Annotated in this window: 23 protein-coding genes; 13 read left to right on the forward strand and 10 right to left on the reverse strand. The window is 66.9% G+C overall.

From position 1 onward, the window contains the following. Positions 1 to 5: 5 nt before the first annotated feature. Entirely contained in the window at positions 6 to 362 is a 357-nt protein-coding gene (locus AC3WL2_RS05695; protein WP_102682345.1) for a DUF6285 domain-containing protein, read from the reverse strand. Continuing rightward, on the reverse strand, positions 359 to 1,417 hold the full coding sequence (locus tag AC3WL2_RS05700) for a phosphotransferase family protein (RefSeq protein WP_102682346.1): 1,059 nt from the start codon (positions 1,415 to 1,417) through the stop codon (positions 359 to 361). Before AC3WL2_RS05700 ends, AC3WL2_RS05695 begins: the two co-directional genes overlap by 4 nt. Positions 1,418 to 1,619: 202 nt before the next feature. Here AC3WL2_RS05700 and prpR point away from each other — a divergent pair, with 202 nt between their 5' ends. Next, on the forward strand, positions 1,620 to 3,569 hold the full coding sequence (prpR, locus tag AC3WL2_RS05705) for a propionate catabolism operon regulatory protein PrpR (protein ID WP_102682347.1): 1,950 nt from the start codon (positions 1,620 to 1,622) through the stop codon (positions 3,567 to 3,569). A 51-nt stretch (positions 3,570 to 3,620) separates the two neighbouring features. On the opposite strand, the gene AC3WL2_RS05710 is transcribed toward prpR, so the two are convergent. The 3 genes from AC3WL2_RS05710 to AC3WL2_RS05720 are packed head-to-tail and all read right to left on the reverse strand — an operon-like array spanning position 3,621 to position 9,737. After that, a complete protein-coding gene (locus tag AC3WL2_RS05710) occupies positions 3,621 to 7,295 on the reverse strand; it encodes a translocation/assembly module TamB domain-containing protein (protein WP_102682348.1) in 3,675 nt (1,224 codons plus the stop codon). Continuing rightward, positions 7,292 to 9,034 carry an autotransporter assembly complex protein TamA gene (locus AC3WL2_RS05715; RefSeq protein WP_102682349.1) on the reverse strand — a complete coding sequence of 581 codons (1,743 nt, stop codon included), beginning with the start codon at positions 9,032 to 9,034 and terminating at the stop codon, positions 7,292 to 7,294. Before AC3WL2_RS05715 ends, AC3WL2_RS05710 begins: the two co-directional genes overlap by 4 nt. A 52-nt stretch (positions 9,035 to 9,086) precedes the next feature. Then, positions 9,087 to 9,737: a GNAT family N-acetyltransferase gene (locus AC3WL2_RS05720; protein ID WP_102682350.1), complete on the reverse strand. Its 651-nt coding sequence runs from the start codon at positions 9,735 to 9,737 to the stop codon at positions 9,087 to 9,089. Between the two features lie 163 nt (positions 9,738 to 9,900). Here AC3WL2_RS05720 and xthA point away from each other — a divergent pair, with 163 nt between their 5' ends. From xthA to AC3WL2_RS05745, 5 genes are all read left to right on the forward strand, one after another. Then, the gene (xthA, locus tag AC3WL2_RS05725; protein WP_102682351.1) at positions 9,901 to 10,713 is read left to right on the forward strand and encodes an exodeoxyribonuclease III; all 813 of its coding nucleotides are present in this window, start codon (positions 9,901 to 9,903) and stop codon (positions 10,711 to 10,713) included. Between the two features lie 137 nt (positions 10,714 to 10,850). After that, entirely contained in the window at positions 10,851 to 11,729 is an 879-nt protein-coding gene (locus tag AC3WL2_RS05730) for a formylglycine-generating enzyme family protein (protein ID WP_102682352.1), read from the forward strand. A 119-nt stretch (positions 11,730 to 11,848) separates the two neighbouring features. Next, positions 11,849 to 13,513: a cyclic peptide export ABC transporter gene (locus tag AC3WL2_RS05735; RefSeq protein ID WP_102682353.1), complete on the forward strand. Its 1,665-nt coding sequence runs from the start codon at positions 11,849 to 11,851 to the stop codon at positions 13,511 to 13,513. Between the two features lie 227 nt (positions 13,514 to 13,740). Further along, positions 13,741 to 16,185, forward strand: a complete 2,445-nt coding sequence (locus AC3WL2_RS05740) for a TonB-dependent siderophore receptor (RefSeq protein ID WP_102682354.1) — start codon at positions 13,741 to 13,743, stop codon at positions 16,183 to 16,185. A 130-nt stretch (positions 16,186 to 16,315) separates the two neighbouring features. Next, a complete protein-coding gene (locus AC3WL2_RS05745; protein WP_046855860.1) occupies positions 16,316 to 17,323 on the forward strand; it encodes a GlxA family transcriptional regulator in 1,008 nt (335 codons plus the stop codon). Between the two features lie 45 nt (positions 17,324 to 17,368). On the opposite strand, the gene AC3WL2_RS05750 is transcribed toward AC3WL2_RS05745, so the two are convergent. Further along, the gene (locus AC3WL2_RS05750; protein WP_102685405.1) at positions 17,369 to 17,884 is read right to left on the reverse strand and encodes a thioredoxin family protein; all 516 of its coding nucleotides are present in this window, start codon (positions 17,882 to 17,884) and stop codon (positions 17,369 to 17,371) included. Between the two features lie 19 nt (positions 17,885 to 17,903). Then, positions 17,904 to 18,179, reverse strand: coding sequence for a DUF2790 domain-containing protein (locus tag AC3WL2_RS05755; RefSeq protein WP_102685398.1), 276 nt, complete (start codon positions 18,177 to 18,179; stop codon positions 17,904 to 17,906). A 219-nt stretch (positions 18,180 to 18,398) separates the two neighbouring features. Between AC3WL2_RS05755 and AC3WL2_RS05760 the strand changes: the two genes are divergently transcribed. The 5 genes from AC3WL2_RS05760 to AC3WL2_RS05780 all read left to right on the forward strand — a co-directional run bounded on the left by AC3WL2_RS05760 (position 18,399) and on the right by AC3WL2_RS05780 (position 22,407). Continuing rightward, a complete protein-coding gene (locus tag AC3WL2_RS05760) occupies positions 18,399 to 19,139 on the forward strand; it encodes a response regulator (RefSeq protein WP_046855862.1) in 741 nt (246 codons plus the stop codon). Continuing rightward, positions 19,136 to 20,422, forward strand: a complete 1,287-nt coding sequence (locus AC3WL2_RS05765; protein WP_046855863.1) for a sensor histidine kinase — start codon at positions 19,136 to 19,138, stop codon at positions 20,420 to 20,422. Before AC3WL2_RS05760 ends, AC3WL2_RS05765 begins: the two co-directional genes overlap by 4 nt. 142 nt (positions 20,423 to 20,564) lie before the next feature. Next, a complete protein-coding gene (locus tag AC3WL2_RS05770; RefSeq protein WP_102685399.1) occupies positions 20,565 to 21,263 on the forward strand; it encodes an AzlC family ABC transporter permease in 699 nt (232 codons plus the stop codon). After that, on the forward strand, positions 21,260 to 21,574 hold the full coding sequence (locus AC3WL2_RS05775; protein WP_102685400.1) for an AzlD domain-containing protein: 315 nt from the start codon (positions 21,260 to 21,262) through the stop codon (positions 21,572 to 21,574). The genes AC3WL2_RS05770 and AC3WL2_RS05775 overlap by 4 nt, the downstream gene beginning before the upstream one ends. Then, positions 21,571 to 22,407, forward strand: coding sequence for an AraC family transcriptional regulator (locus AC3WL2_RS05780; protein ID WP_102685401.1), 837 nt, complete (start codon positions 21,571 to 21,573; stop codon positions 22,405 to 22,407). Before AC3WL2_RS05775 ends, AC3WL2_RS05780 begins: the two co-directional genes overlap by 4 nt. On the opposite strand, the gene AC3WL2_RS05785 is transcribed toward AC3WL2_RS05780, so the two are convergent. Beyond that, complete coding sequence (locus AC3WL2_RS05785) at positions 22,394 to 23,173, reverse strand: AraC family transcriptional regulator (RefSeq protein WP_102685402.1); 780 nt, start codon at positions 23,171 to 23,173, stop codon at positions 22,394 to 22,396. The genes AC3WL2_RS05780 and AC3WL2_RS05785 overlap by 14 nt on opposite strands. A 103-nt stretch (positions 23,174 to 23,276) precedes the next feature. On the opposite strand from AC3WL2_RS05785, the gene AC3WL2_RS05790 reads away from it, so the two are divergent. Both AC3WL2_RS05790 and AC3WL2_RS05795 read left to right on the forward strand, forming a co-directional pair. Continuing rightward, on the forward strand, positions 23,277 to 24,410 hold the full coding sequence (locus tag AC3WL2_RS05790) for an MFS transporter (protein WP_102685403.1): 1,134 nt from the start codon (positions 23,277 to 23,279) through the stop codon (positions 24,408 to 24,410). Positions 24,411 to 24,464: 54 nt separating this feature from the next. Continuing rightward, positions 24,465 to 24,692 carry a hypothetical protein gene (locus AC3WL2_RS05795; protein ID WP_023630605.1) on the forward strand — a complete coding sequence of 76 codons (228 nt, stop codon included), beginning with the start codon at positions 24,465 to 24,467 and terminating at the stop codon, positions 24,690 to 24,692. A 66-nt stretch (positions 24,693 to 24,758) separates the two neighbouring features. Here AC3WL2_RS05795 and AC3WL2_RS05800 read toward each other — a convergent pair whose 3' ends face one another. Both AC3WL2_RS05800 and AC3WL2_RS05805 read right to left on the reverse strand, forming a co-directional pair. After that, on the reverse strand, positions 24,759 to 25,241 hold the full coding sequence (locus tag AC3WL2_RS05800) for a copper chaperone PCu(A)C (RefSeq protein WP_038705971.1): 483 nt from the start codon (positions 25,239 to 25,241) through the stop codon (positions 24,759 to 24,761). Continuing rightward, positions 25,242 to 25,850 (reverse strand): SCO family protein, encoded by a 609-nt coding sequence (locus AC3WL2_RS05805; protein WP_031315095.1) that lies wholly within the window; start codon positions 25,848 to 25,850, stop codon positions 25,242 to 25,244. Between the last annotated feature and the right edge of the window lie 221 nt (positions 25,851 to 26,071).

The raw sequence follows: 26,071 nt of genomic DNA on the forward strand, positions 1-26,071 counted from the left end.
GGCGTTCAAGGCATGGCCTTGGGGTTGCTGATAGACAGGCGGGCAAGCGTCGTCTGGCGCAGCACCTCAACCAGGGTGCGGCGTGCCTGCGGCGCGTCGTGGCGACCTTCGCGGATGGCCTGGGCCAGCTGCTGTCGCGTGCCGGCCAGGGCCGCTGGCGGCGCCTCGAGCAAGGCGCCGAGACGGGCGTGCTCCTGGGCGCCCAGCTCGCCTTGCAGGCGGCTTTCACGCGCGGCGATGGCCATGGCGTTGGCGATCATCAGCGCCGGGTAGCGCAGCTCGCCGGACAGCGCGGGCAACACCTGCTCCAGCAAGGTCTGGCGGGCGATGTCGAGCAGTTGCGCGGCATTGGGTTGGGTCATGGCGCCTCGGCTCCGGTCATGTTCAGGATGTCGAGCTCCAGCTCCGGCAGCAGGCGCGCGGTCAGAGCCAGTTCGAGGGAAGGTTCTTCGCCGGACAGGTGGCGTTGCCCTTGTTGGAGGGCGATCACCGCCCAGCGCAGGGTGGCCATGACCTGCCAGTAGTGCAGTTGGCTGGGTTCGATGGCCAGGGTGGACACTTCGTGATAACCGCGCAGGAAGTCCGCGAGCAGGCCGATGCCGCCCGCTTCCAGGTCGGGGCGGGTGAAACGCCAGCAACGGGCGCTGAACCAGCCAAGGTCCTCGCAGGGGTCGCCCCAGCCACTGAATTCCCAATCGAGCACCGCCTCCAGCCCCTGTTCGCTGGCTAGGTAGTTGCCGGTGCGGTAGTCGCGGTGCAGCAGGCACAGGGCCTGACTGCGCGGCACATTCAGCTCGCACCAGCGCAGGCCCCACTCCAGGGCCGGGTAGGCCTGGTCGAGGGTGTCGAGGTAGCGCCGGTAGGCCCTGAGGGTGGCCAGGGCGGGTGAGCCCTGAGGTATCGGCAAAAAGTCCAGCGCCGCGCACGGGGGGCGCACCTGATGCAGGCGCGCCAGGTTGGCGCCCAACTGCGCCGCCAGCCCGCCCTGCCCTTGCGCACCGGCCTGGGCGCTGAGCAGGCGCCCGGCGGCGATGCCCGGCACGTACTCCATGAGGAAGAACACCCGCCCATGCACCCGCGTGTCACGGCAGAGCCAGAGCGGTCGCGGTACCTTGACCCCGGCCTGGTAGACCACCTGCAGCACGGCGAACTCCTGTTCGCGGCCGAGGCTGGCCGGCAGCGCCGACAGTGCGTCACTGCGCAGGACCCAGCGCCGGTTACCGGCCCAGGGACCACCCTCGATCAACAGGTCGAGCCGCCAGTTTTCCTGGATGGCACCACCGCTCAAGCGCTTGCGCGCGGTGATGAGCACCCGCTCGGCGGCGGCGCGTTCGCGTATGAAGTCGACCAGTTGCTGGTCGTTGCCGCTGGCCGCGATCGGATCGCTGGCCAGGGACGTCGTGGAGGAACTGCTCATGGGTCGATGGGCCCTGCCTTCGCTGTTGAATTGGCAACAGGGCCAGAGCAAAGCCTGGGCCAAGTGTCGACCATCCACCTGCGAGCCCCATGACGCCTGAGTTTGGGCATGTCCTGGCAGTGCCCGGTTGGACAATCTTCATTTCACTTGTGCAAGGCGTTCATTCACTATTGAAACATTGCAACCATGAACAGGGTCCGCCATGCACTCCTGCGCCTCCAAGGTCGTCGTGCTGATCAGCCACCTGCAACGCCCTCGGCAGCGCAGCCGTCTCGCCCAGGTCGTGAGCGGACTCACGGCGGATTACCCCGACACCCGTATCGAGGTGCTCGACACCTCGGTAGCCGAAGCGCTGCAGACCGCCCGCGAGCTGGAGCAGCGCGGCGAAGTCGATGTGTTCGTCTGCGCAGGAGCCACCGCCGCCTACCTGCGCAAGCACCTGGCCCGGCCAGTACTAGCAATGCGCGTCGGCGGCGGCGACTTGCTGCGCGCCCTGGGGCAGGCCAAGGCCCACGGCCGGCAAGTGGCCGTGCTCAGCTACGACCACATCAACCAGGACCTGCAGGCATTGGCAGCGCTGTTCACCGTGCAGGTGCACCAGGCCGCCTACACCTCGCTGGAGCAAGCCCGCCAGGCCGTCGATCACGCCGCCCGGCTGGGCTGTGGCAGCATCATCGGCTCGTCTACCGTGGTGGAGCTGGCCGAACAGGCCGGGCTGCAGGGCGTGCTGTCGCTGAGCGAGGACACCGTGCGCAAGGCGCTCGAAGAGGCCCTGGGCATCCTCGACAGCCAGCGCATCGAAATCGCCAAGCGCCGCCACCTCGATGCCGTGCTGCAACATATCCCCACCGGGGTCGCGGCCGTGGACAACCAAGGCCTGGTGCAGTCGCTCAACCCGGCCCTGGCACAGTTGCTGGGTTTGCCGGCCAGCGCGGCGCTCGGCCGCCCGTTGCAGGCCCTGTGCCCCGAGCTGGACCTGCAGCAGGCCTTGCAGGACGGCACGGGCGAGGACAACCGTGTCATCCGCCTGGGCGCGCAAGCCGTGGTCAGCAACCTGCTGCCGATCCTGGAGAACGGCGAGCGCACCGGCCTGGTGCTGACCTGCCAGGACATCAGCGCGGTGCAGCGGGCCGACCAGCGCATCCGCGCCAGCCGTCGCCCCGGCGCCTTCACCGCGCGCTACCGGCTGGAACAACTGAGCGGCAACAGCAGGGCCAACCGCGAGATGCTGCAGTTGGCCGAGCGCTTCGCCGCCAGCCACTCGACCATCCTGATCACCGGCGAGAGCGGCACCGGCAAGGAACTGCTGGCCCAGGGCATCCACAATGCAAGCCCGCGCCGGCAAGGCCCTTTCGTCGCCATCAACTGCGCGGCATTTCCCGAAACACTGCTGGAGAGTGAACTGTTCGGCTACGAGGAAGGCGCCTTCAGCGGTTCGCGCAAGGGCGGCAAGCCCGGTCTGTTCGAGGCCGCGCACCGCGGCACGCTGTTCCTCGATGAGATCGGTGACATGCCGGTGTCGTTGCAGACCCGCCTGCTGCGGGTGCTGCAGGAGCGCGAAGTGCTGCGCCTGGGCAGCACCGAACCGATCGCCATCGACGTGCGGATCATCGCCGCGACCCACCAGGACCTGGGCACGGCCATCGACCAGGGCAGGTTCCGCACCGACTTGTACTACCGGCTGAACATCCTGCGGCTGCAGACCACGCCCCTGCGCGAACGCCCCGAGGACATCGCCCTGATCTGCCGGAGCATCGGCCAGCGCCTGCTGGTCCAGGGGCAGCCACCAGGCGCTGCACAGGTGGTGACGGCGCTGCTGCCCTACCTGGTGCGCCATGCCTGGCCGGGTAATGTCCGCGAACTGGAGAACGTGATCGAGCGGGCGATGCTGTCGGCCCGCGAACTGCTGCGCGACGAGGGGCTGGACGAGCAGTACCTGGCGCGGGTGCTGCCCGAGCTGTGCCAGGGCCAGTTGCCATCCCGCCGCGCCAAGGCGCCGCAGGCCTCCGACCTGCAAACGGTGGGCAAGGCCGCGCAACTGCGCCATGTGCAAGAAACCCTGGACAGTTGCCAGGGCGACCTCGACGAAGCCGCGCGCCGCCTCGGCATCAGTCGCACCACCTTGTGGCGGCGCCTGCGGGCTGCGCGTTGAGCCTTGCCATCCGCTACCGGCCAGCGCTGGCCGGGGCGGATGAGGGACAGATCAGAAATCGCGCTTGTAGAAGATATCCAGCGAGCTGGCCAGGCCGCTGGCGGCTTCCAGATAAACCTTCTTGCTGAGCTTGTAGCGTAAGGCGATGGTGTTGGCCGGCTCGAACACGCCCACGCCGTAGCGCAGGCTCAGGCGCTCGGTCAGGTTGCCGCTGGCCACCACGCTGGTCTTGTTGCCCGTGCCCTGGGTGTCGAGCTGGAAGTCGTCGATACCCAGGTTCGAAGCCAGGCCGCCGGTCAGGCCGGCGCTGCCCATCAAGCCCAGCCCCAGCGCCGCCTCGGCAAGCATGTTGTTGTCCTCGCCGGAGCTGTTCAGCGGCCGGCCCAGCACCAGGTAGGACAACGCCTGCTCCTGGCTCATCGCCGGCTCCGAGAATACCTTGGTGGTCGGCTGCTCGGCGCTGCCGCTCAGGCGAATGCCGGCGATCACGTCGTCGACCTTGCGGATCGCCTCGATGTCCAGGTACGGCTGGTCGATGGGTCCGGCGAACAGCAGCCGCGCGCGGCGAATGGTCAGACTCTGCCCATACTGCCGATAGCGTCCGTCGGCCAGGCTCAGTTCGCCACGGGTGTCGAGGTTGTCGCCGATATGCACGTGCCCCAGCAGGTTGGCGGTCAGGCCGAAGCCCTTGAACGACAGTTTTTCGCTGCCGACATCGACATCGATGTCCATCGCCACCGCCATCGGCGCCTTGCCCTGCTCGGTCTGGTGGCCGACGATCACCGTGTCGTCCGAGACCTTGACCGTCGACGGCGGCAGCTCGCGCACGGTGATCTTGCCCTTGGGCACCTGCACCTTGCCGGTCACCGCCAGTTTGTCGTCTAGCAGGCGAATGCTCAGGTCGGGCGCCACTTCCAGCGCCGCGTAGGGCTCAACGTTGACCGGCAGTTGCTGGCCTTGCAGGCGCAGGTCCATGCCCAGCGCCTGACCCCAGGTCAGGTGCCCGGTCAGTTGCCCACGCCCTGCCGCGCCACTGCGCCAGTTGCCGTTCAGTTGCACCTGTTCACCGGCGATCAGCGCCTGCAGCGACAGGTCCTCCAGGCTCACCGGCAACTCCGCGCCGCTGACCTCGCCACCGCTCAAGGCCAGGCTGCCATTGACCTGGGGCGCAATCAGGCTGCCGGACAGACGCCCACTGCCGTTGAGCTGGCCGGCCAGGCGCTCGACCATCGGCAGGAACGGCCGGATGACCGACAGCTCAAGCCCGGCCAGGCGGAAATCACCGGACAACGGCTTGTTGCGGCCCAGGGGATCAAGGCGGGTGCTCACATTCAACTCGCCCAGGCGCTCGCCTCGGAAGTCCAGGCGGGTGTCGACCCGGCGTGGCGCCAGGGTGCTGTCCAGGCGCAGCACCTGATAGGGGAAGTCGACCCAGCGGTCCTTGTCGCGTACCCGCAAGGTACCGCCACCGGCATCGACGCGGATGCTGCCTTTGGGGCCGCTGGCCGGGATGTCGAGGTTGATGTCGGCGTTGAGCAGGCCCTGCCAGGCGAAGTCCTTGGGCAGCCACTGCGCCAGGCTGTCCAGCGGGAACTGCTTGAGGTGGTAGCGCAGGCGCGGCTCCGGCGCCAGGCGCTGGTCCTCGCCGCACAGGCTGGCCTGGCCGGAACGCCAGCAATGGGCGCCGAAATCGAGCTGACCGCTGGCCAGGCGCTGCAAGCGCGCCGGGGCCTGCAACTGCCAGTCCTGGCCGCCGGCCTGGATCCGCCCGCTGGACAGGCGACCGCGCCAGTCACCCTTGGCCAAGGCGCCATCCAGCGCCAGGTCGAGCTTGAGTTGCGGGCCGTCGAGGGCCAGGGTGGCAGCCTGCTGGCGAAGATCGCCCTTGCCTTGCACATCAAGGCTGCCCAGGGCGGTATCACCCACCCGGATACCGCCGGCCTTGAGCGTCACCTGGCCACGCTGGGCATTGTCCAGCCGGGCATCCAGGTCCAGCCGCTGCACGCGGTTGTCGGCCTGGCCCAGCTGTTGCCCCTGCAGGGTCAGGGTGCCTTGCGGCGCGACCAGGGTGCCGGCCAGGTCCAGACGGCCCTTGGCCTGCCCTTGCAACTGTGGCCAGAGTTGGCCCAGGCGCGGCAGGTCGAGGTCGATGCGCCCGGCCAGGCGCTGCTGCACGCTGGCGCTGCCATTGATGCGGTTGTCGCCCAGCTGCACCGCCAGGCTGCCCAAGGTCCAACGCTCGCCCGCGCCTTCGGCGTCGACCTTGACCAGCGCCGGCTGGCCGCGCAGGCGCCCTTTGAGGTCCAACTGAGCCTTGAGCGTCAGTTGCCCGTGCTTCAATTCGCCCTGGCTGCGCAGCGGGCCGGCCAGGGTGCCGGGCAGCTCCGCCAGCCAGTAGGCCGGGTCCAGGGCCGACAGTTGCAGGTCGACATCCCAGGCCAGGGTGTCTGCGAAACGCAGCGCGACACTGCCGGCGGCCTTGCCCTGCCCGGCGCTGAGCAGCAACTGCGACAGGCGTACCTGGCCGAGGTCGCCGTCGAACGGGCTGGCCAGGCTGAAGGCGCCGGCCGGGCCATCCAGGTCGCCGTTGAACACCCCCTTGTAGCTGCCGTCGCGGTACTGTACCTGGGCGTTGAAGCGCTTGAGCGTGACCTGGGGCGCCGTCTCCAGCGGGTACAGGCGCAACCAGGGGAAGTCCAGCCAGTCGAGGCTGGCATCGGCGCTCAGGCCTTGCTGCCAGTCGGCGCTGGCCTGCAGCTTGAGGCGTTGCTGGTCGCTGGCGTTCAGGTCCAAGGCATCGAGCCGGGCACCCTTGGCATCGACCTTGCCGGCCAGCACCAGGCCGATCGGCCCTTGCTCGGCGGGCAGCGTGGCCGAGCCGGACAGCTGATAACCCTTGAGCAAGTCACCTTGGGCATCGAGCCGCAGCTGGTCGAGTTGCAGGGTGTCGGGCAGCTCGGCGGCGGGTTTGAAGCTGTCCGCGCGAATGCTCAGGTGGGCCGGCAGGTGCTCGGCCAGGGCCTGGAGCTCACCGCTCAGCCGTGCGTCCAGATAGCCACTGCTGGTGGCGTCGACGGCAAGGGACTTCTGCAACTCGCCCTTGGCGCTCAACGCCAGTTGCCAAGGCTTGCCATCGACCGCGGGCAGTTGCAGCGTACCTTGCAACTGCAGCGGCCAGTCGCCTTGGGGCGTAAGGTCGCCCTGCACGTCCAGGCGCAGGTCGTCGCGGCGCAGTTGCAGGCTGTCCACGCGCAGGCCGCTCGCAGTCCAGTGCGCGGCCAGGCTAAGGTCGCCCAGCAGGTCGCTGCCATCCAGGCGCAGCTGACCCAGCTTGACCTCGCCCAGCTCAATGGCCAACGGCAGATTCAGCATCGGCAGTTGCAGCGGGCCGCTATCGGGCTTGTCCTCGCCCGGGGCGAAGGCCATGTCGATAAGCTCGGCCTGCAGACGCTCGACGCACAAGGTGGCGCGCAGCAGGCAGGCTGGCGACCAGTCCAGTTGCGGGGCCTGCACCTCGACTCGGTCTTCGCCCGCCGTCCAGCGCAGTTGGCTGGCCTGCCAACTGCCGCCGAGGCGTCCGGAAAAATCGCTGACTTGCAGCCCCGGCACCAGGCCCAGCACCCAGCGGCTGCCGCCCTGGGTACCCAGCACCAGGCCCAGCGCCAGGACGATCAGCAACAACAGGCCCAGCAGTGCCAGCAGGATGGGTTTGACTACACGCGTCACAGCTCAGGTCCCATGGAGAAGTGCAAACGAAAACCACCGTCGTCATCCAGGGCGCGGGCCAGGTCCAGGCGCAGCGGCCCCACCGGCGACACCCAGCGCACGCCGATGCCGACGCCGGTCTTGAGGCTGGGCAGTTCCAGCGAATTGAACGAATTGCCCTGGTCGATGAAGGTCGCCAGGCGCCATTTCTCGGCAATCGAGTACTGGTACTCGGCGCTGCCGGCCACCAGGTAGCGCCCACCGATGCGGTCGCCCTGGTTGTTCTTCGGCGACAGCGACTGGTAGTCGTAACCGCGCACGCTCTGGTCGCCACCGGCGAAGAAGCGCAGGGACGGCGGGATGTTCTGCTGGTAGCCATTGGTGGCACTGCCGCCGAACTGCACGCGGCCAAGGAAGCGATGGTTCTGGCCCAGGGTGGTCAGGCCCTTGAGCAGCACGTTGCCGTGGATCAGGTTGGTGTCCGAACCCAGGCCCTCCTTGGCCGCCTGCAGGTCGAACTGCAGGCGGTAGCCATTGTGCGGATCGATGCGGTTGTCGCTGCGCAGGTAGGAGAAGCTGACACCCGGCATCAGCAGGTTGCTCAGCCCCGAGTCGTCGCCCAGGCGATACTCCTCGCGCTGGTACTTCAGCGAAATCACCCGCTGCCAGCCGCTGGGCAGCTTGCTGTGCCACTCCGGGCCGACGGTGAGCAGCTTGCTCAAGGTATCGGTGCCGGAAATCTCCTCGTTCTGGTAGCCGCCGGCGAAGCGCAGCTTGTCGGTGAGCGGCGGGTCCAGCGGAACGTCGTACCACAAGCCGACGTTCTGCCGTGGCGCCGACAGCTCGGTTTCCCAGCCGTAGCTGTGCCCTTGCGGGTTGACCCAGTGGCGGGTCCAGTTGGCCTTGCCGCGCGGCCCGACGTCGGTGGAGAAACCCAGGCCCAGGCCGAGGGTGCGTGGCTTGCGGGTGTCGAGGTGGACGTCCACCGGAATGTCCTCGCCCACTGCGGCGGTGGGCGCGGCGTCCACGCGCACGCTGTCGAAGTAGCCGCTGGACTGCAGGTCGTTGTTGAGTTCGGCGATCAGTTCCGAGTCGTACGGGGTGCCGGGCTTGAACCCCACCATGCGCTGCAGCAGGTCGTTGTCCAGCGGCGCATCGCCACCGAAGCTCACCGCGCCAAGGCGGTAGCGCGGGCCACTCTGGTAGACCAGTTCGATATCGGCCACACCGGCCTGCGGATCGACCGCCAGGCGCTGGCGCTCAAAGCGCCCGGCGAAGAAGCCGTAGCGCGAGGCCTGGTTCTGGATCAGCCGCTTGGCGTCCTCGTAGGTGCCGTGGTTGAGCTGCTCGCCCGGGCGCAGCGCCTTGCTGTCGGGAATGCGGAACACCCTGAGCTCGCTGGCCGGCCCTTCGATGCGCACGGTCACGTTGCGCAGGCGAATCGGTTCGCCGGGCTCGACCTGGATGATCAGTTGCGGTGGCTTGTCTTTTTCGGCCGGCGCCTTGACCTCGGTCTCGACCCGCGCCTGGTAATAGCCCAGGGCCTGGGCCGCCTTGCGCGCCTGCTCCTCGGCGCCCCGGCTGAAGCGCAGCAAGGCCTCTTCGTCGCGGTCACCCAGGCTGCCGATGTACCCTTCGATATTGGACTTGAGCGCCTTGTTGGCGGGTTTGACCCGCACCAGCAATTCGCTCTGCGCCCATGCCATGGAGCTGGCGGCCAGCAACAGCAGGCCCCAGCCAAGTCTTCCTGAATACGTCATGCGCGGCATGCTACCAGAGCGCAACGGCCAAGGGGCTTTCAGAAAACGCCTGTCACAGGTTCGCTACCCTCGACGAGCGCGGGTTGGGATGGAAGAACACCCGCTCACGGATCGGCCCCACGGCGATCTCGCCGATCTCTTCATAACCCTGGCGCTGGTAGAACGCCAGGTAGTGCGCATTGCCGGTGTCCAGCACCACGCCCTCGGTACCGGCGTCCTCGGCGCACCAGTCATGCACGGCCTGCAGCAGTTGCTCGCCGTAGTGCTGGCCCTGGAACTGCGGATGCACGCCCAACAGCGGCAGCACATGCACCTTGTCCCCCGGCAGGCAACCGGCCAGCGCGGCCTGGTAATCCAGGTAGCGGCGGGTGCAGCGCAGGCCGGTGCCGAGGATCATGCGCAGGCGCCAGGCCCAACTGTCGGCCACGCCGAGCCGGCGTTGCGGCGGCACGATCAGCGCCAGACCGATCAGGCGATCCTCCAGCAACAGGCCGATCGCCGGCAATTGCAGATAAAAGTGCTGGCGCACCCACTCGCGCACCATCACCCGCAGGCGGCGCTCGTACCCGGGGCGCTGGGCCTCGAACAGCCAGGCGAAGGTCGGTTCGTGGCGGTAGGCATGGTAGAGCAGCGAACGCGCCTCGCGGGCGTAGCCGGCGTCGAGCAGGCAGATCCGGGCCGGGGCGGCGATGTCGTCGGGCATTGCGGGCAGTCCTCCTGGAATGGGCGTACAGGGCCTTGGAGCCAGATTCCGGCGCTGGGTTCACCTCCTCCAGCACGTTAGCAGCGCCCGCAGCGCGGCGCCATGCTGGCCGTGGCCGGCGATGTCGGCTAGCATCCGTGGCTTTTACCAGGATCGTCTTTCCATGAAGATCGTCTCGTTCAACATCAACGGCCTGCGCGCCCGCCCGCACCAGCTGGCGGCGCTGATCGACAAACACCAGCCGGACGTGATCGGCCTGCAGGAAACCAAGGTCAGCGACGATCAGTTCCCGTTGGCCGACGTCGAGGCACTCGGCTACCACGTGCACTACCACGGCCAGAAGGGCCACTATGGCGTCGCCCTGCTCTCGCGGGAAAAACCGCTGTCACTGTCCAAGGGCTTCGCCAGTGACGAGGAGGACGCCCAGCGCCGCTTCATCTGGGGCACCTTCGCCGATGCCGACGGCACGCCGATCACCATCATGAACGGCTACTTCCCCCAAGGTGAAAGCCGCGACCACCCCACCAAGTTCCCGGCCAAGCAGCGCTTCTACAGCGACCTGCAGGCCCTGCTCGAAGGGCAGTTCAAGAATGACCAGCCTGTGGTGGTGATGGGCGACCTGAACATTTCGCCCCAGGACTGCGACATCGGTATCGGCCCGGACAACGCCAAGCGCTGGCTTAAGACCGGCAAGTGCAGCTTCCTGCCCGAAGAGCGCGAGTGGATGGAGCGTCTCAAGGGCTGGGGCCTGGTCGACAGCTTCCGCCACCTGTACCCGGACGTGGCCGACCGCTTCAGCTGGTTCGACTACCGCAGCCGCGGTTTCGAGGACGAGCCCAAGCGCGGCCTGCGCATCGACCTGATCATGGCCTCCCATGGGCTGCTGCCGCGGGTCAGGGCCGCCGGGGTCGACTATGAGCTGCGGGGGATGGAAAAGCCTTCGGACCATGCGCCGATCTGGCTTGAGTTGGGCTGATTGCGTACGGGCTGCGCAATTACAGGCGCAGCCCTACCACACCTGGATACAAATCCCCCTTAAACATCGCCTCGTTCAGTTCGTCCAACAGCACGAACTCCCGCTGTCTGCCCAGCAACCCTGAACAAGGCTTCCCCATGACCGCACCCCTGAACCGCCTCACCCTGGCCGCCCTGCTGGTCGCCTGCAGCCTGCCGGCCCTGGCCGCGGCGCCCGCGCACAAACCCGGCAGCGTGTTCCGCGACTGCGCCAAGACCTGCCCGGAAATGGTGGTGCTGCCCGCCGGCAGCTTCATGATGGGCACCCCGGCTGACGAAAAAGGCCGCCAGGACGACGAAGGCCCGCTGCACGAGGTCACGTTCAAGAAAGCCTTTGCTGTCAGCCAGTACCAGATCACCAACGGGGAGTGGAAGGCCTACCTCAAGGCCACCGGCTACAAGGTCCCCAACGGCGATACCCGTCCGGGCCGCGAGTGCATCGCCGGCGTGCCGCGCTACCAGCAAGGCGACCGCCAGCCTGCCGTGTGCCTGAACTTCCACGAAGCCGAGGCCTATGCCAGCTGGCTGTCGAAAAAGACCGGCAAGGTCTACAAGGTGCTCAGCGAATCCCAGCGCGAGTACGCCGTGCGTGGCGGCAGCACCGGGCCGTTCCCCTTCCCGCTCGATGACAACGATGAGCAGAAGTACCAGATCTCCAAGCACGCCAATACCTACGGCCCTACCGACGGCTTCTCCTTCACCTCGCCGGTCGGCAGCTTCCCGCCCAACGCTTTCGGCGTCTACGACGGCCACGGCAACGTCTACGAATGGACCCGCGACTGCTACGTCGACAGCTACGCCAGCGCCCCCACCGACGGCAGCCCGCAGACCAACAGCAGCGAATGCGAGGATCGTCGGGTGATCCGCGGCAACGACTACACCGAGGCGCCGATCTTCTCGCGCTCAGGCAACCGCAACGAGCGCAGCTCCACCCTGCGCGGCGACTGGATCGGTTTCCGCGTCGCCCGCGAGCTGTAAGCCCTGCCCCGCCCCGGCGCCCTCGGCGCCGGGCGACTAAATCCGCGCAAAACCCTCTCGTCTACCAAGATCAGGACCTGCTCCTGCCCGGCGCCAACGAATACTCACGAGATGCCCCCATGACGCTCAAGACACCCAGCCTCGCCCAGGAAACCCTGCGCATACTCAAGCCGTTCTGGATGCTGGTCGCGCTTTCGGCGGCCCTTGGCGTGGTCAGCGGCCTGAGCGTCACCGCCCTGCTGGCCACCATCAACAGCGCGATGAATGCCGCCGGCGGGCCTGACACCCATACCGCCCTGCTGTTCGGCGGCCTGTGCGTGCTGACCCTGGCCTGCTCCACCGGCTCGAACTTGCTGACCAACTACGTGGGCCAGAAGGTGGTGGCGCGGCTGCGCCGCGAATTGTCCGCCAAGGTGCTGGTGGCGCCGATCGCGCAACTGGAGCGCTACCGTGCCCACCGCCTGATCCCGGTGCTGCTCAACGATGTCAGCACCATCAGCGCCTTCGCCCTGTCCGTGGCGCCGATGGTCATCGCCTTCACCGTCACCCTCGGCTGCCTGGCCTACCTGGCGCTGCTGTCCTGGCAGATCCTGCTGATCACCGCCCTGACCGTGGTGATCGGCACCGGCGCGCAGTTCCTCGCCCACCGCTTCGGCATGAAGAACATCCTCACCGCCCGCAACGGCGAGGACGAGCTGCAGAAGCACTACCAGGCTCTCTCCGGCGGCGCCAAGGAGCTGCGCATCCAGCGCAAGCGCCGCCAGCACATGCATGACCAGCTGATCCACGGCGCCACCGAGCGCATCTGCAAGGCCAACATCCGCGCGGCGAACATCTTCGTCAGCGCCGAGACCTTCGGTTCGATGCTGTTCTTCGCCGTCATCGGCGTCGCCATCGCCTTCCAGGCGCTGTGGCCGAGCACCGATCGCACCGTGCTCGGCGGCTTCGTACTGGTGATGCTGTACATGAAGGGGCCGTTGGAGCAATTGATCACCAACCTGCCGAGCATCAGCCGCGCGCAGATCGCCCTGCGCCGCATCGCCGAGCTGTCGGCGCGCTTCTCGTCGCCCGAGCCGCACCTGCTGGTGAGCGATCGTGCCCCGGCCGTGTCCAGCGTCGAGTCGATCGAGCTGCGCCAACTGCGCTACGACTACCCGCAGGTCGAGGGCAGCCAGCCGTTCCACCTGGGGCCGGTGAACCTGAGCATCCGCCAGGGCGACATCGTCTTCATCGTCGGCGAGAACGGCTGCGGCAAGACCACCCTGATCAAGCTGCTGCTGGGCCTGTACAGCCCGCAACAGGGCGAAGTGCGCCTCAATGGCGAAACGGTCACCCCGCAGCGCCTGGACGACTACCGCCAGCTGTTCACCACCATCTTCGCCGACTACTACCTGTTCGACGAGCCGCTGCCCGGCCAGGCCGAGCTGCCGCCCGAGGCCGGCAAGTACCTCGAGCGCCTGGATATCGCCCACAAGGTGAGCATCCGCGACGGCAGCTTCACCACCACCGACCTGTCCACCGGCCAGCGCAAGCGCCTGGCGCTGATCAATGCCTGGCTCGACCAGCGCCCGGTGCTGGTGTTCGATGAATGGGCCGCCGACCAGGACCCGGCCTTCCGCCGCGTGTTCTACACCGAGCTGTTGCCGGAACTGAAACAGCAGGGCAAGACCATCATCGTCATCTCCCACGACGACCGTTATTTCCCGGTGGCCGACCAACTGGTGCGCATGCACGGCGGCCAGATCGTCGTCGAGCGCAACCAGGAACCCGCCCTGCCCGCCTGACCCCGCCTTACGGGCGGTGGTCCTCGCCACCGTCCGCACGTTGTAAATTCCCCGCCGCTCCGCTCGTTCCCCTATAGCCGCACGCTGAATCACTCCTGCCTACAGGGAAGTCGCAGGTCAGGCCCCTGCCAACCGAAAATATTTTTCCGGTTTTGGCATGCGCATGCGTCCTACTCGCAACGGAATAATTTTCATTTACTTTGCGTACCTTGAGCCAGAGCATAAAAATGCCACTACCAGCCAACACACTGACCCCCTTGAGCAAGGCGCTGATGCTGCGCCGGATGCTGCGTTCCTCGCCGGCCATGGCCACCCTCGGCCTCGCCCTGTCCCTGCCGCTCGCCGCCCAGGTGCAAGCCCAGGAGCAGGACTTCGACATCCCTGCACAATCGCTGAGCAGCGCGCTACAAGAGCTGGGCCGCCAGGGCAATCTGCAGGTGCTGTTCAGCCCGGAGACCGTACAGGGCCTGCGCAGCAGCCCGGTCAAGGGCCGCTTCTCGCCAACCCAGGCAGCTGGGGAGCTGCTGAAGAACAGCGGGATTCGCTACAGCGTGCAGGACAACACCCTGATCATCAGCGGCGCGGCTGAATCCGGCTCGGCCATGACCCTGGACGCCACCACCATCAATGGCCAGGTGCTGGGTGCCACCACCGAGGGCAGCAACTCCTACACCACCGGCGCGGTGACCATCGGCAAGACCGCGCAATCGCTGCGTGAGACCCCACAGTCGGTCACCGTGGTCACCCGCAAGCTGATGGACGACAAGAACCTGGTCTCGCTGGACCAGGTGATGGCCCAGACCACCGGTATCACCCGCGCCAACCGCGGCTATGGCAACCACCACTTCAGCTCCCGTGGCTTCGACCTCACCGACGAAAGCTACATGGTCGACGGCGTGCCCGGCCAGGCCTACGCCTACACCGGCTGGATGACCCCGGACATGGCGATCTTCGACCGCGTTGAAGTGCTGCGCGGCGCCTCCGGCCTGCTGGTGGGCGCGGGCAACCCGGGCGGCGCGGTGAACCTGGTGCGCAAGCGCCCGACCGCCGACCCGCGTTTTTCCGTCATCACCCGCGCCGGCTCCTGGGACAACTACCGCCTGGACCTGGATGCCAGCGGCCGCCTCAACCCCCAGGGCACCCTGCGCGGACGCATGGTCGCCTCCTATGAAGACCGTGGCTACTTCACCGATGTCACCAAGTCCAAGCGGCCGCTGCTATACGGTATCGTCGAGGCCGACCTCAACGATGCCACCACCGTCGCTGTCGGACTGCGCCGCCAGACCTCGCGCATCGACGGCTACAGCGTGCTGGGTATCCCCAACAACCCCGACGGCAGCAACCCGCACCTGAAGCGCTCGACCTACCTCGGGCAGGACTGGACCAAGTTGCAGACCAACATGGACGAGGTGTTCGCCGACCTTACCCATCGATTCAACGACAACTGGACCGGCAAGCTGGCGCTGTCTCACTCCGAAGGCGGTTACAACCGCAGCGCCATCGAGTGGGACGTGAATGACACGCTGGAGTACGGCGCCCCAGGTGGTCCAGTGGTCAAGGACGTCAGCTATCACAAGTTCGATGTCACCTCCAACGCCGTCGACGGCCACTTGGATGGCACCTTCGAAGCGTTTGGCCTGACTCACCAGCTCACCCTGGGTGCCAACTGGTCCAAGCGCAAGATGAACGACAAGGACGCTACGGAGTTCTTGCCCACCCCTATTCCTCTCGATGTGTTTGATCCCAGCCACAGCAATATTCCTGAGCTGGCTCGCCAGGGATGGGACTCCAAGAACGACACCATCGACACCCGCTACGGCACCTACCTGAGCGCCCGCCTGCACGCCACCGAAGACCTGAGCTTCGTCCTCGGTGGTCGCCTGAGCTGGTACAAGAACGAAGCCTGGAACGGCCCGAAGGTGACGACCAGCCGGCAGGACGAGGAATTCACACCCTTCGTCGGTGCGATCTACGACCTGAACGACCAGTGGTCCTGGTACGCCAGCTACGCTGACATTTTCCTGCCGCAGTCCAACTACCGCACCGTCAGCGGCAGCGTGCTCGACCCGTCGATCGGTTCGAACTACGAGACCGGGATCAAGGGCGAGCTGTTCGACAAACGCCTGAACGTGTCCTTCGCAGTCTTCTACATCGAGCAGGAAGACGTGGCCCAACAGGACGCCGCCAACCGTGGCAAGTGCCCGACCGATCCGGCCGGCCGCTGCTGGGTCAACGGCGACGGCATCAACCGCAGCAAGGGCTTCGAAGCCGAGGCCACCGGCGAACTGCTGCCGGGCCTGCAAGTGGCGGCTGGCTACACCTACAACACCACCAGCTCGTCCGAAGGTGGCCCAATCTCGGCGCAGACCCCGAAACACATGGTGCGCGTGAACACCAACTACACCTTCCCGGGCGAGTGGAACCGCCTGAGCGTCGGTGGTGGCGTTTCGGCGCAGAACTCCTACGTCGATGCCTACAACGAGGCGTACAACAGCGGCCGGGCGATCTTCGACGCGCGTGCCGCCTACAAGCTCGACGAACACTGGACCGTGGGCGTGGACGTCGAGAACCTGTTCGACCGCAAGTACTTCGACTCGATGGGCTACTGGACCCGCGGCACCACCTACGGTACTCCGCGTAGCTACATGTTCACCCTGCGCGGCGACTTCTAAACCCCGCACGGCAACAACCGGCGCCCCCTCTCGAGGGGGCGCTGTGTTTTCAGCGACATCCAACGCCCTGTTGTCTTTCCCCCCGCCCCACCGCACACTCGACCCCGCCAGCCAGGAAGCGGAGTCCGCAGTGCCCACGCCACGTCAGTTCAGCAAAAAGACCAGCACCAGCAACATGCTGCGGCTCAAGTCCGGCGACGCCGGCAACCAGCGCCCCTATCGCGTCGACTTCGTCCTGCTCGAACACTTCTCCATGGCCAGCTTCACCGTGGCGATGGACGTGCTGGTCACCGCCAACCTGCTGCGCGCCGACAGCTTCACCTCCACCCCGCTGTCACTGGGCGGTGATCGCGTGCTCAGCGACCTGGGCCTGGAACTGATCGCCAGCCCGCTCGATCCCCGCAGTCTGCAGGACCTCGACCTGTTGGTGGTGTGCGGCGGCCTGCGCACGCCATTGAAGTACCCCGACCTCGACCGCCTGCTGGGCGACTGCGCCAGCCACGGCATGACCCTCGGCGGGCTGTGGAACGGCGCCTGGTTCCTCGGCCGCGCCGGGGTGCTCGACGACTACGGCTGCAGCGTGCACCCCGAGCAGCGCGCCAGCCTGGCCGAGATCAGCCCGCAGACGCGCATCACCCCGGCCAGCTTCACCCTGGACCGTGACCGCCTCAGCGCCGCCAGCCCCAATGGCGCCATGGAGCTGATGCTCGGCCTGGTACGGCGCCTGTACGGCGATGCCCTGGCCGAAGGCGTGGAAGAGATCCTGTCGTTCTCCGGCGCGCGCTATCGCCAGGTCGGGCCCGGGGCGAAGAAATCCATGAGCCTGCACCTGCGCACCATCGTCGAACTGATGGAGAACAACCTCGAGGAAACCCTGAGCCTCGACCAGCTGGCTGCCTACTCCGGTCGCTCGCGGCGGCAGATCGACCGTTTGTTCCAGGCCCAGCTGGGGACCTCGCCCAGGCGCTATTACATGGAACTGCGCATCACCAAGAGCCGGCGGCTATTGCAGTATTCGGACCTGTCGGTGATGGAAGTGGCGGTGGCCTGCGGGTTCGTCTCGGTATCGCATTTCAGCAAGTGCTATGCGGCGTACTTCGGCTATCCGCCGTCGCGGGAGCAGCGGCTCGGCGAATGATGTTGCCTGGGCTTGCCCCGCGATAGGGCCGGAACGGACAACGGATCAGCCCTGCTCATCGAGCAATGCCTGGATCACCCGCTCCTGCCCCGCATAATCGCCTTCGCCAAAGTGCACATGGCGCACCTGCCCCTTGCGGTCGACGAAGTAGTGCGCCGGCCAGAACTGGTTGCCCCAGGCGTTCCAGATCCGGTAGCCGTTATCCACCGCCACCGGATAGGCGATGCCCAGTTGCTGCACCTGCGCCCGAACACTGTCGATGTCATGCTCGTAGTCGTACTCCGGCGTGTGCACCCCGACCACCACCAGCCCCTGCTCGCCGTAGCGCCGCGCCCAGTCGTTGACATGCGGCAGGCTGCGTCGGCAGTTGATGCAGTCATAGGTCCAGAAATCCACCAGCACCACCTTGCCCTTGAGGGCCGGGCCGTCCAGCGGCGGCGAGTTGAGCCACTGCTCGGCCCCGGCCAGCGAAGGCATGGTGCCATAGCTGTCGCGGGCCAGCAGGTGACCGGCCAGGCCCAGCCCGAGCAGGGCCAGGGCCACGCCGCCGGCCTTGAGCAGGCGGCGCTTGCCGCGCGCCTCAGTTGTCATGGCAGCCACTGGTGGCGTAGGAGCGGTACTCGACGCTCTGCGGCTTGCCCTGGGAGTCGAGGTAGTCCATGCGCGTGTTGACCACGCCACAGGTGTTACTGCGATCATCCTTCAACGACAGCACCTTCTTCACATCCAGCTTGTCGCCGTAGCGGTACTGCATCACGCTGGCCTCGTTGAGCGAGGTGCTGCTGGCCTGGGCGGTGATGGCGCCGAGGCCGAGGGCGGCGAACAGGGCGGCGCTGGCGAGGGTCTTGATAGTCATGGTGGTTCTCCTGATGCGAGGTCTTGGCATTGGGGAGGCGTCGCTCCCCGGTAAGGCCATTTCACTCCCGCCAGGTATCCCGCTTGTGTCCGCCCAGGCTGTGACGTGCGTCCTCCTGTATCCACGGCAGCGCCAGATACACTGCAATACAAAGCGTGGCAGGCAAGCCTGGATTCGCTCGGTACACTGCGCCCAACCCTCACCTACAAGGACACCCCAATGGAGCATGTCGATCACATTCTGGTCGTCGACGACGACCGCGAAATCCGCGAGCTGGTCGGCAACTACCTGAAGAAGAACGGCCTGCGCACCAGCATCGTCGCCGATGGCCGGCAGATGCGCGCCTTCCTGGAAAACAACACGGTCGACCTGATCGTCCTCGACATCATGATGCCCGGCGACGACGGCCTGCTGCTGTGCCGCGAACTGCGCGCCGGCAAGCACCGCAACACGCCGGTGCTGATGCTGACCGCGCGCAACGACGAGACCGACCGCATCATCGGCCTGGAAATGGGCGCCGACGACTACCTGACCAAGCCGTTCTCCGCCCGCGAGCTGCTGGCGCGGATCAACGCCGTGCTGCGCCGCACACGCATGCTGCCGCCCAACCTGACCATCAGCGAAAGCGGTCGCCTGATCGCCTTCGGCCCCTGGCGCCTGGACACCACCGCCCGCCACCTGCTCGACAGCGAAGGCACCCTGGTGGCGCTGTCCGGCGCCGAGTACCGCCTGCTGCGGGTATTCCTCGACCACCCGCAGCGGGTGCTCAGCCGTGAACAGCTGCTCAACCTGACCCAGGGCCGCGAGGCGGACATCTTCGACCGCTCCATCGACCTGCTGGTCAGCCGCCTGCGCCAACGCCTGGGCGACGACGCCCGCGAGCCCACCTGCATCAAGACCGTGCGCAGCGAAGGCTATGTGTTTTCGCTGCCAGTGCAGCTGCTGGAGTCACCGGCATGAAGTGGCCACGCACCCTGGCTTCGCGCCTGGCGCTGATCTTCTTTACAGGATTGGTGCTGGCCTATGGCCTGTCCTTCAGCCTGCAGGCGTACGAGCGCTATGTCAGTAGCCGCTCGATGATGCTCAGCAACCTGGAGCTGGACGTGTCGACCTCGGTCGCCATCCTCGACCGCCTGCCCGCCGCCGAGCGCCCGGCCTGGCTGTCGCGCCTGGAACGGCGCACCTACCGCTACCGACTGGACGAGGGGCTGTCCGGCGAAGCCATGCCGAGCGAGAACCCGCCGATGGCCGCCGACTCGATCGTCAAGGCCATCGGCGACCGCTACCGCCTGACCTTCCAGGAAATCCCCGGCCCCAATGCGCACTTCCAGGCCCACCTGCGCCTGGCCGACGGCGCGCCGCTGACCATCGACGTCACCCCGGCACCGGTACCGGTGGCCACCTGGCTGCCGGTGGTGCTGCTGATCCAGCTGGCGGTGCTGCTGGCCTGCACCTGGCTTGCCGTGCGCCTGGCCATCGGCCCGCTGACCCGGCTGGTCCAGGCCGTGGACGACCTTGACCCGAACAGCCCCGGTCCGCTGCTCGACGAAAGCGGCCCACGCGAGGTGCGCTACGCCGCCGTGGCCTTCAATGCGCTGCAGGCGCGCATCGCCGCCTACCTCAAGGAGCGCATGCAATTGCTGGCCGCCATCTCCCACGACCTGCAGACGCCGATCACGCGCATGAAGCTGCGGGTCGAACAGATGGACGACGGGCTGGAAAAGGACAAGCTGTGGCACGACCTCGACGCCATGGAGCACCTGGTGCGCGAGGGCGTGGCCTATGCCCGCAGCATGGACAGCGGCACCGAGGCGCCGTGCCGGGTCAACCTCGACGCCTTTCTCGACAGCCTGGTGTTCGACTACCAGGACAGCGGCGCGCAGGTGAATCGCAGCGGCAGCGCCCAGGCCACCCTGGAAACCCGTCCCCACGCCTTGCGCCGGGTGCTGGTGAACCTGGTTGACAATGCGCTGAAGTTTTCCGGCGCCGCGCAGCTGGAAGTCGGCTGCGAGAACGGCGTGACGCTGATCCGCGTGCTCGACGATGGCCCCGGTATCCCCGAGGCGGAACTCGATGACGTGCTCAAGCCGTTCTACCGGGTCGAAAGTTCGCGCAACCGCAGTACCGGCGGCACCGGGCTGGGGCTGGCGATCGCCCAGCAACTGACCCAGGCCATGGGCGGCAGCCTGACCTTGCGCAACCGCGCCGAAGGCGGACTGTGCGCGCAGGTCGAGTTGCGTTGAAGTAAAGGGCAAGCCCGCTGCTCAAGCCTGTGGGCTTGCCCTTTGACGCGGCCAGCAAAGGCGACAACAAAGCAAGATCGTTCAAGCCACCTCCGGCCCCCTCTGGCATGCTTGTCTGCCCTGTCGATTCGTTGCCGCTTCCATGCCCAGCCCACCCCTCGCCCGCCAAGCGTTCCTCCACGGCGCCATCGCCATCCTGCCGCTATCCGTGGCCGTTGCCCCCTGGGGCCTGCTCGCCGGCAGCATGGCCATCGAAGCCAACCTCAGCGCCTGGCAAGGCCAGGGCCTGTCGGCCATCGTCTTCGCCGGTGCCGCGCAACTGGTGGCCATCGGCATGCTCAAGGGTGGCGCCAACCTGTTCTCGATCCTGCTCACCACCCTGCTGCTGACCTCCCAGCACCTGCTCTACGGGCTGTCGATGCGCCCGGTGCTGTCGGGGCTGCCGACCCGCTGGCGGTTGGGCCTGGGCTTCCTGCTCACCGATGAGTTCTTCGCCCTCACCAGCCACCACGACCAGCAGCAGTTCAACCGCTGGTACGCCTTGGGCGTGGGCCTGACGTTCTATGTGGCGTGGAACCTGTTCACCCTGGCCGGCATTGTCCTCGGCCAGAACATCCCGCACCTGGATCAGCTGGGCCTGGACTTCTCCATCGTCGCCACCTTCGTCGCACTGATCGCGCCGCTGGTACGCAACCTGCCAACCGTGGTGTGCGTGGCGGTGTCGCTGTTCTGCTCGGTGCTGTTCAGTTACTGGCACTGGGAGACCGCCCTGGTCGCCGCCGGCCTGCTGGGCATGGCCGCCGGTTTCATCTGCCAGAAGTTTTCCGGAGGCCGCCCATGATCTGGCTGCTGATCTTCGCCATGGGCGCGGTGGTGTTCCTCAACCGCTACGCCTTCCTCGAGCCGCGCCTACCCCTGCGCCTGAGCTCCAACGCGCGGCAGTTCCTCGGTTTTGCCGTGCCCGGCATGCTCACCGCGATCTGCGGGCCGATCATCTTCCTGCCCGGGCACCAGCTCGACCTGAGCCCGCTGAATCCCTACCTGCTCGGTTCGCTGGTGGCCATCGCCCTGGTGCTGTTGACCCGCAGCGTATTGCTGAGCATGCTGGCGAGCATGCTGATCTTCTTCCTCCTGCGCAGCTGGCTGGCATGACCACGCCCCTGCGTGAACAGGCCCACCTGTGGCAGGCGCCCGCCCTGGGCGATGTCGAGATGCTGCACGCCCGCTATATCCAGCAGCGCTTCGCCCCGCACGTGCACGAAGGCTATGTGTTCACCGTGATCGAGTCCGGCGCCCAGCGCTTCTGGCACCGAGGCAGCGAGCACCTGGCGCCGGTGGGCAGCATGGTGCTGATCAACCCCGACGAGCTGCACACCGGCGCCACCGCCCACGAGGCCGGCTGGCGCTACCGTGGCTTCTACCCCGAGCACGAACGGGTCACCGGCGTGCTCGACGAGCTGGAGCTGGGCCGCCATGGCCTGCCCCGGTTCAAGGACAGCGTGATCCAGGACCCAGCCCTGGCCGCCACGTTCAGCCACCTGCATCGGCTTTCGGAGTCCTGCGCCAGCGCCCTGGAGCAACAGACAGCCTGGCGCCAGGCCGTGCTGGCACTGGTGCAGCGCCATGGCCATTGCGCCGAACCCGTCGCCCCCGGCAACGAGCCGCTGGCCGTGGCCCGCGCCCGCGAGCTGCTGGAGAGCCAGCTGGCCGATCCGCCGTCGCTGGAGGCCTTGGCGGCTGCGGTAAACCTTTCGCCGTTCCACTTCGCCCGGGTATTCCGCCAGGCCACCGGCCTGCCGCCGCATGCCTGGCTCAAGCAGCGCCGCCTGGCACGCGCCCGGGAACTGCTCAAACGCGGCCAAGCCGTCCTCGAAGTCGCCTTTACCCTGGGTTTTGCCGACCAGAGCCATCTGAGCCGGCAGTTCAAGCAGGCCTATGGCGTGCCGCCGGGCGCCTATCGCCAGGCCTGTCTCAACCTGGCGTAGCGGCACGACTCCAGGCGCCCGGCGTCAGCCCGGTCATGCCGCGGAAAAACGCGATGAAGGCGCTGTCGCTGGCGAAGCCCAGCTCATCGGCGATCTCCCCCAGCGGCACGTTCAGCGCCAGACGCTCGACCGCCCGGAGCAACCGCCACTGCTGGCGCCATTGCTGGTAACTCATCCCGGTGTCGCGATGCAGCAGGCGGCCGATGGTCTTTTCACTGGCCCCGGCTTGCCGTGCCAGTTCGCCCAGCGCCGGCGGCAAGCGATCGAGGCCGTCCACCAGGCACACCAGGCGTCGGTCGCGCGGCAGCGGCAGCAGCATTGGCTGGCGCTGCGCGCTCTGCAGTTCGGCACGACACAAGCCCAGCAAATGATGATTGGCCCCATGCCGCCAGTCGCTGTCGAAGGGTGCCTGGGCAATCCGCTCGAGCAACTCGCGCAACAATGGGTTGACGTCGAGGATCGTCACCTGCTCCGGCAGCCCCGCCGCCGCCGTCGCATCCAGGTACACCGAGCGGTAATCCACCGTCTCGCGCATCCGCGCGCGGTGTGCCAGACCGCCCGGTATCCACGCTGCGCGGCTCGGCGGCAACAGGCACAGCAGCCCCGGCGAATCGATGCGCACGCAACCCTGGCGGGTGAACAGCACCTGGCCTCGGACATGCCAGTGGTTGCCGGAATCATGGTCGCCCAGGGCCGAGCAGATGCCGATCACCGGTGCGCAGTGGGCGTCCGGGTCAAAAGCGCTATCGGGTGCGAGCCATGCCATTGCAGCTTGTCCTGTTTCATTGATTTTATGGCCTGATCACGATAATGGATCACAGCTTGCCAACCCTACCATGGGCCTCCGATAAACTGCAGAGGACAAGCCCATGCAAAATCGTTGGTGGCTGGCTTTCACCACTGCCATGCTCATGTTCCCGCAAATAGCCGAAACCCTTTACAGCCCGGCACTCGTATCGCTGGCCGAAGGCTTCGCGGTTTCCGCTGCGGATGCCTCGTTGACCCTGTCGTTGTACTTCGTCGCCTTCGCGGTCGGTGTGCTGTTCTGGGGTCGGTTGTGCGATATCAAGGGCCGGCGGCCGACCATGCTCGCGGGCCTTGCGCTGTACGCCCTGGCGGCGCTGGCGGCACTGCTGGCCAGCGATTTCAGCCAGTTGCTGGCAGCGCGGATGGTCGCCGCTTTCGCCGCCGCGGTCGGTTCGGTGGTGACCCAGACCGCATTGCGCGACCGCTACCACGGCGCGGAACTGGCCCGGGTGTTCTCCCTGATCGGCGCGTGCCTGGCCATCAGCCCCGCACTGGGCATGCTCGGTGGCGGCTGGCTGGACCAGGCGTTCGGCTATCGCGGCGTGCTGGCCGCACAGCTGATCCTGGCATCGGCATTGCTGGCCTGGGGCTGGCAGGCAATGCCCGAGACCCAGGCCGCCGCGCCCGCACTGACACCGTTGCGCCAGGTGCTGATGCGCCTGCTGGCGGCCCCCCGGGTGCTGCTGGCCAGTGCGCTGGTGGCCTTGTTCAATATCGCCGTGTTCGCCTGGTACAGCCTGGCGCCGTTCGTCTTCGAACGCCTGGGGCAGGCACAGTGGATGGGCTATTCGGGCGTGGTCCTGGCCCTCGGCTCGCTGGCTGGCGCCAGGCTCAATGCCCTGCTGCTGGGGCGCGCAGTCGCGGCCGCCACCCTGATGAAGGGTGCCGCGCTGCTGCTCGTGCTCGGCGCGCTGGGCATGACGGCGATCGGTGAATCACCGTGGATCGTCGCGCCAATGGCCCTGGTAATGGTCGCGTTCGCCATGGCCATCCCCTTGCTGCTCGGCTCGGCACTGGTGGCCTACGCCGATTGCCGGGGTACCGCGGCAGCCGTGTTCGGCCTGTTGTATTACCTGCAGATCGGCGCGGGGCTGATACTGGTCGGCATGCTGCAGATGCTGGCGCCTGGGTTGCTGCTGATCGCGCTCGCCATCTGCGCGCTGAGCCTGGGCTATTTGCGCTATCTGCGCGGCTGACACCGTCGGCTGCAGCCGCTGCTACACTCACAAGGCTGAACGGAGGAACCCGCCATGTCCGAACGAGAAATCACCACGCTCCTGTCGCTGATGAGCCAGCGCCAGGCCTGCCTGAGCAGTGCCTGCAAGGAGATCGCCGACTGGATCGACCGCCAGGGCGACGTGCCCGCCGCCGGCAAGATCCGCGCCAGCCTCAAGGCACTCGAGGCCGAAGACGCCCAGGTGCGCAAGACGCTGACCTCGCTGAACATCGAACGGCCGCTGCCACGTTTTCGTAGCTGACCGCTGACAACCATCGCGGGGGAGCAGGCTCGTCGGAGCGCCGCATCGCCCGCGATGGGTGCTGCATCAGTGGTTCATGTGCATATGGTCGTGGCCAGCGCCGGCCTCGGCATTGAGCGCACGCACCGGAGCCTGCACCTGCAGGGTTTCCTTCGCGCCCTTGGCATCCTCGATGGTCAGGGTCAGCGGCACCTGCTCACCCTCCTTCACCTGCTGGTTCAGGCCCATCAACATCACGTGGAAGCCGTTCGGGTCCAGCTTCACCGCCTTGCCGGCCGGCAACTCGACCGCCTTCACTTCACGCATGCCCATCACGTCGCCGTTCATGGTCATCTCGTGCACCTGCACGGTCTTGGCCACGGGCGAGGCGACACTGACCAGCTTGCTGTCGCTGCTGGCGGTCAGGGTCATGAAGGCCCCGGTGGCATGCTGGTGCGGCACGCTGGCGCGTACCCAGGCGTCGCTTACGGTGGTCTGGGCCAGGGCCGGCAGAGCCAGGCTCATCAGTGCCAGGGCGGCCAGGCCGCGCTTGATCGGTTGCATCGACATTCAGCAGATCTCCATCAGGGTGACCAGGTCTTCGGCGCATTCCTGGGCGTTCAGGGAATGGCCCAGGCTCAGGCGCAGGGTGCCACGGGTATCGTAGACGTAGCTGGTGGACGAGTGAGAGATGGTGTAGGTATCGCCGGCCGGGACCTTCTCGTAGAACACCTTGAATTCACGGGCCACCGCGTCGATTTCCTCGGGGGTGCCGGTCAGGGCGACGATCGACGGGTCGAAGGCCTTGACGTAGGCATCGAGCACCTCGGGGGTATCGCGCTCCGGGTCCAGGGTGATGAACACCGGCTGGAACAGGTCGCGGTCGCGGCCACGCAGGATCTTGCGGATCTGCGCCACACGCGCCATGGCGGTCGGGCAGACGGCCGGGCACTGGGTGAAGCCGAAGAAGATCATCGGCATCGAGCCGTAGAAGCTCGACAAGGTGCGCTCGTTGCCTTGCGGGTCCTTGAGCTTGAACTTGCGCCCGAGGATCTCGTTGCTCATGTTCTTGCCGTACTTGAAGTCCAGGCCCCTGGCCGGGCTGCAGCCCGCCAGCAGGCCAAGCCCCAGTACGCCCATCCCGGCGACAACCGCGCGCCGGGTCAACAGATCATTCATGGAACCATCCTTTACAGGGAAGGTGCCGACCCCTGGGATGGGCCGGCCAGAAAACCGGGGCATTCTGTCACGCCACCCCCGCACCATCCACCCGACATCCGGCTGATCGGGCTGCAGCCCTTTGTTTACGGGGCGCGACCGGTTGTCGCAGGGGTTGAATCCGTAACACTTTGTTGCTAAGGATCAATGCACAAAGCCTGAAAAGCATCGCGGGGCAAGCC

It is taken from the genome of Pseudomonas sp. FW305-96, from assembly GCF_058783825.1.

Coding starts and splice junctions, on each gene's coding strand:
- AC3WL2_RS05695 (WP_102682345.1), bottom strand. CDS start 362: ATGACCCAACCCAATGCCGCGCAACTGCTCGACATCGCCCGCCAGACC.
- AC3WL2_RS05700 (WP_102682346.1), bottom strand. CDS start 1,417: ATGAGCAGTTCCTCCACGACGTCCCTGGCCAGCGATCCGATCGCGGCC.
- prpR (WP_102682347.1), top strand. CDS start 1,620: ATGCACTCCTGCGCCTCCAAGGTCGTCGTGCTGATCAGCCACCTGCAA.
- AC3WL2_RS05715 (WP_102682349.1), bottom strand. CDS start 9,034: ATGACGTATTCAGGAAGACTTGGCTGGGGCCTGCTGTTGCTGGCCGCC.
- AC3WL2_RS05720 (WP_102682350.1), bottom strand. CDS start 9,737: ATGCCCGACGACATCGCCGCCCCGGCCCGGATCTGCCTGCTCGACGCC.
- xthA (WP_102682351.1), top strand. CDS start 9,901: ATGAAGATCGTCTCGTTCAACATCAACGGCCTGCGCGCCCGCCCGCAC.
- AC3WL2_RS05730 (WP_102682352.1), top strand. CDS start 10,851: ATGACCGCACCCCTGAACCGCCTCACCCTGGCCGCCCTGCTGGTCGCC.
- AC3WL2_RS05735 (WP_102682353.1), top strand. CDS start 11,849: ATGACGCTCAAGACACCCAGCCTCGCCCAGGAAACCCTGCGCATACTC.
- AC3WL2_RS05740 (WP_102682354.1), top strand. CDS start 13,741: ATGCCACTACCAGCCAACACACTGACCCCCTTGAGCAAGGCGCTGATG.
- AC3WL2_RS05755 (WP_102685398.1), bottom strand. CDS start 18,179: ATGACTATCAAGACCCTCGCCAGCGCCGCCCTGTTCGCCGCCCTCGGC.
- AC3WL2_RS05760 (WP_046855862.1), top strand. CDS start 18,399: ATGGAGCATGTCGATCACATTCTGGTCGTCGACGACGACCGCGAAATC.
- AC3WL2_RS05765 (WP_046855863.1), top strand. CDS start 19,136: ATGAAGTGGCCACGCACCCTGGCTTCGCGCCTGGCGCTGATCTTCTTT.
- AC3WL2_RS05770 (WP_102685399.1), top strand. CDS start 20,565: ATGCCCAGCCCACCCCTCGCCCGCCAAGCGTTCCTCCACGGCGCCATC.
- AC3WL2_RS05775 (WP_102685400.1), top strand. CDS start 21,260: ATGATCTGGCTGCTGATCTTCGCCATGGGCGCGGTGGTGTTCCTCAAC.
- AC3WL2_RS05780 (WP_102685401.1), top strand. CDS start 21,571: ATGACCACGCCCCTGCGTGAACAGGCCCACCTGTGGCAGGCGCCCGCC.
- AC3WL2_RS05785 (WP_102685402.1), bottom strand. CDS start 23,173: ATGGCATGGCTCGCACCCGATAGCGCTTTTGACCCGGACGCCCACTGC.
- AC3WL2_RS05790 (WP_102685403.1), top strand. CDS start 23,277: ATGCAAAATCGTTGGTGGCTGGCTTTCACCACTGCCATGCTCATGTTC.
- AC3WL2_RS05795 (WP_023630605.1), top strand. CDS start 24,465: ATGTCCGAACGAGAAATCACCACGCTCCTGTCGCTGATGAGCCAGCGC.
- AC3WL2_RS05800 (WP_038705971.1), bottom strand. CDS start 25,241: ATGTCGATGCAACCGATCAAGCGCGGCCTGGCCGCCCTGGCACTGATG.
- AC3WL2_RS05805 (WP_031315095.1), bottom strand. CDS start 25,850: ATGAATGATCTGTTGACCCGGCGCGCGGTTGTCGCCGGGATGGGCGTA.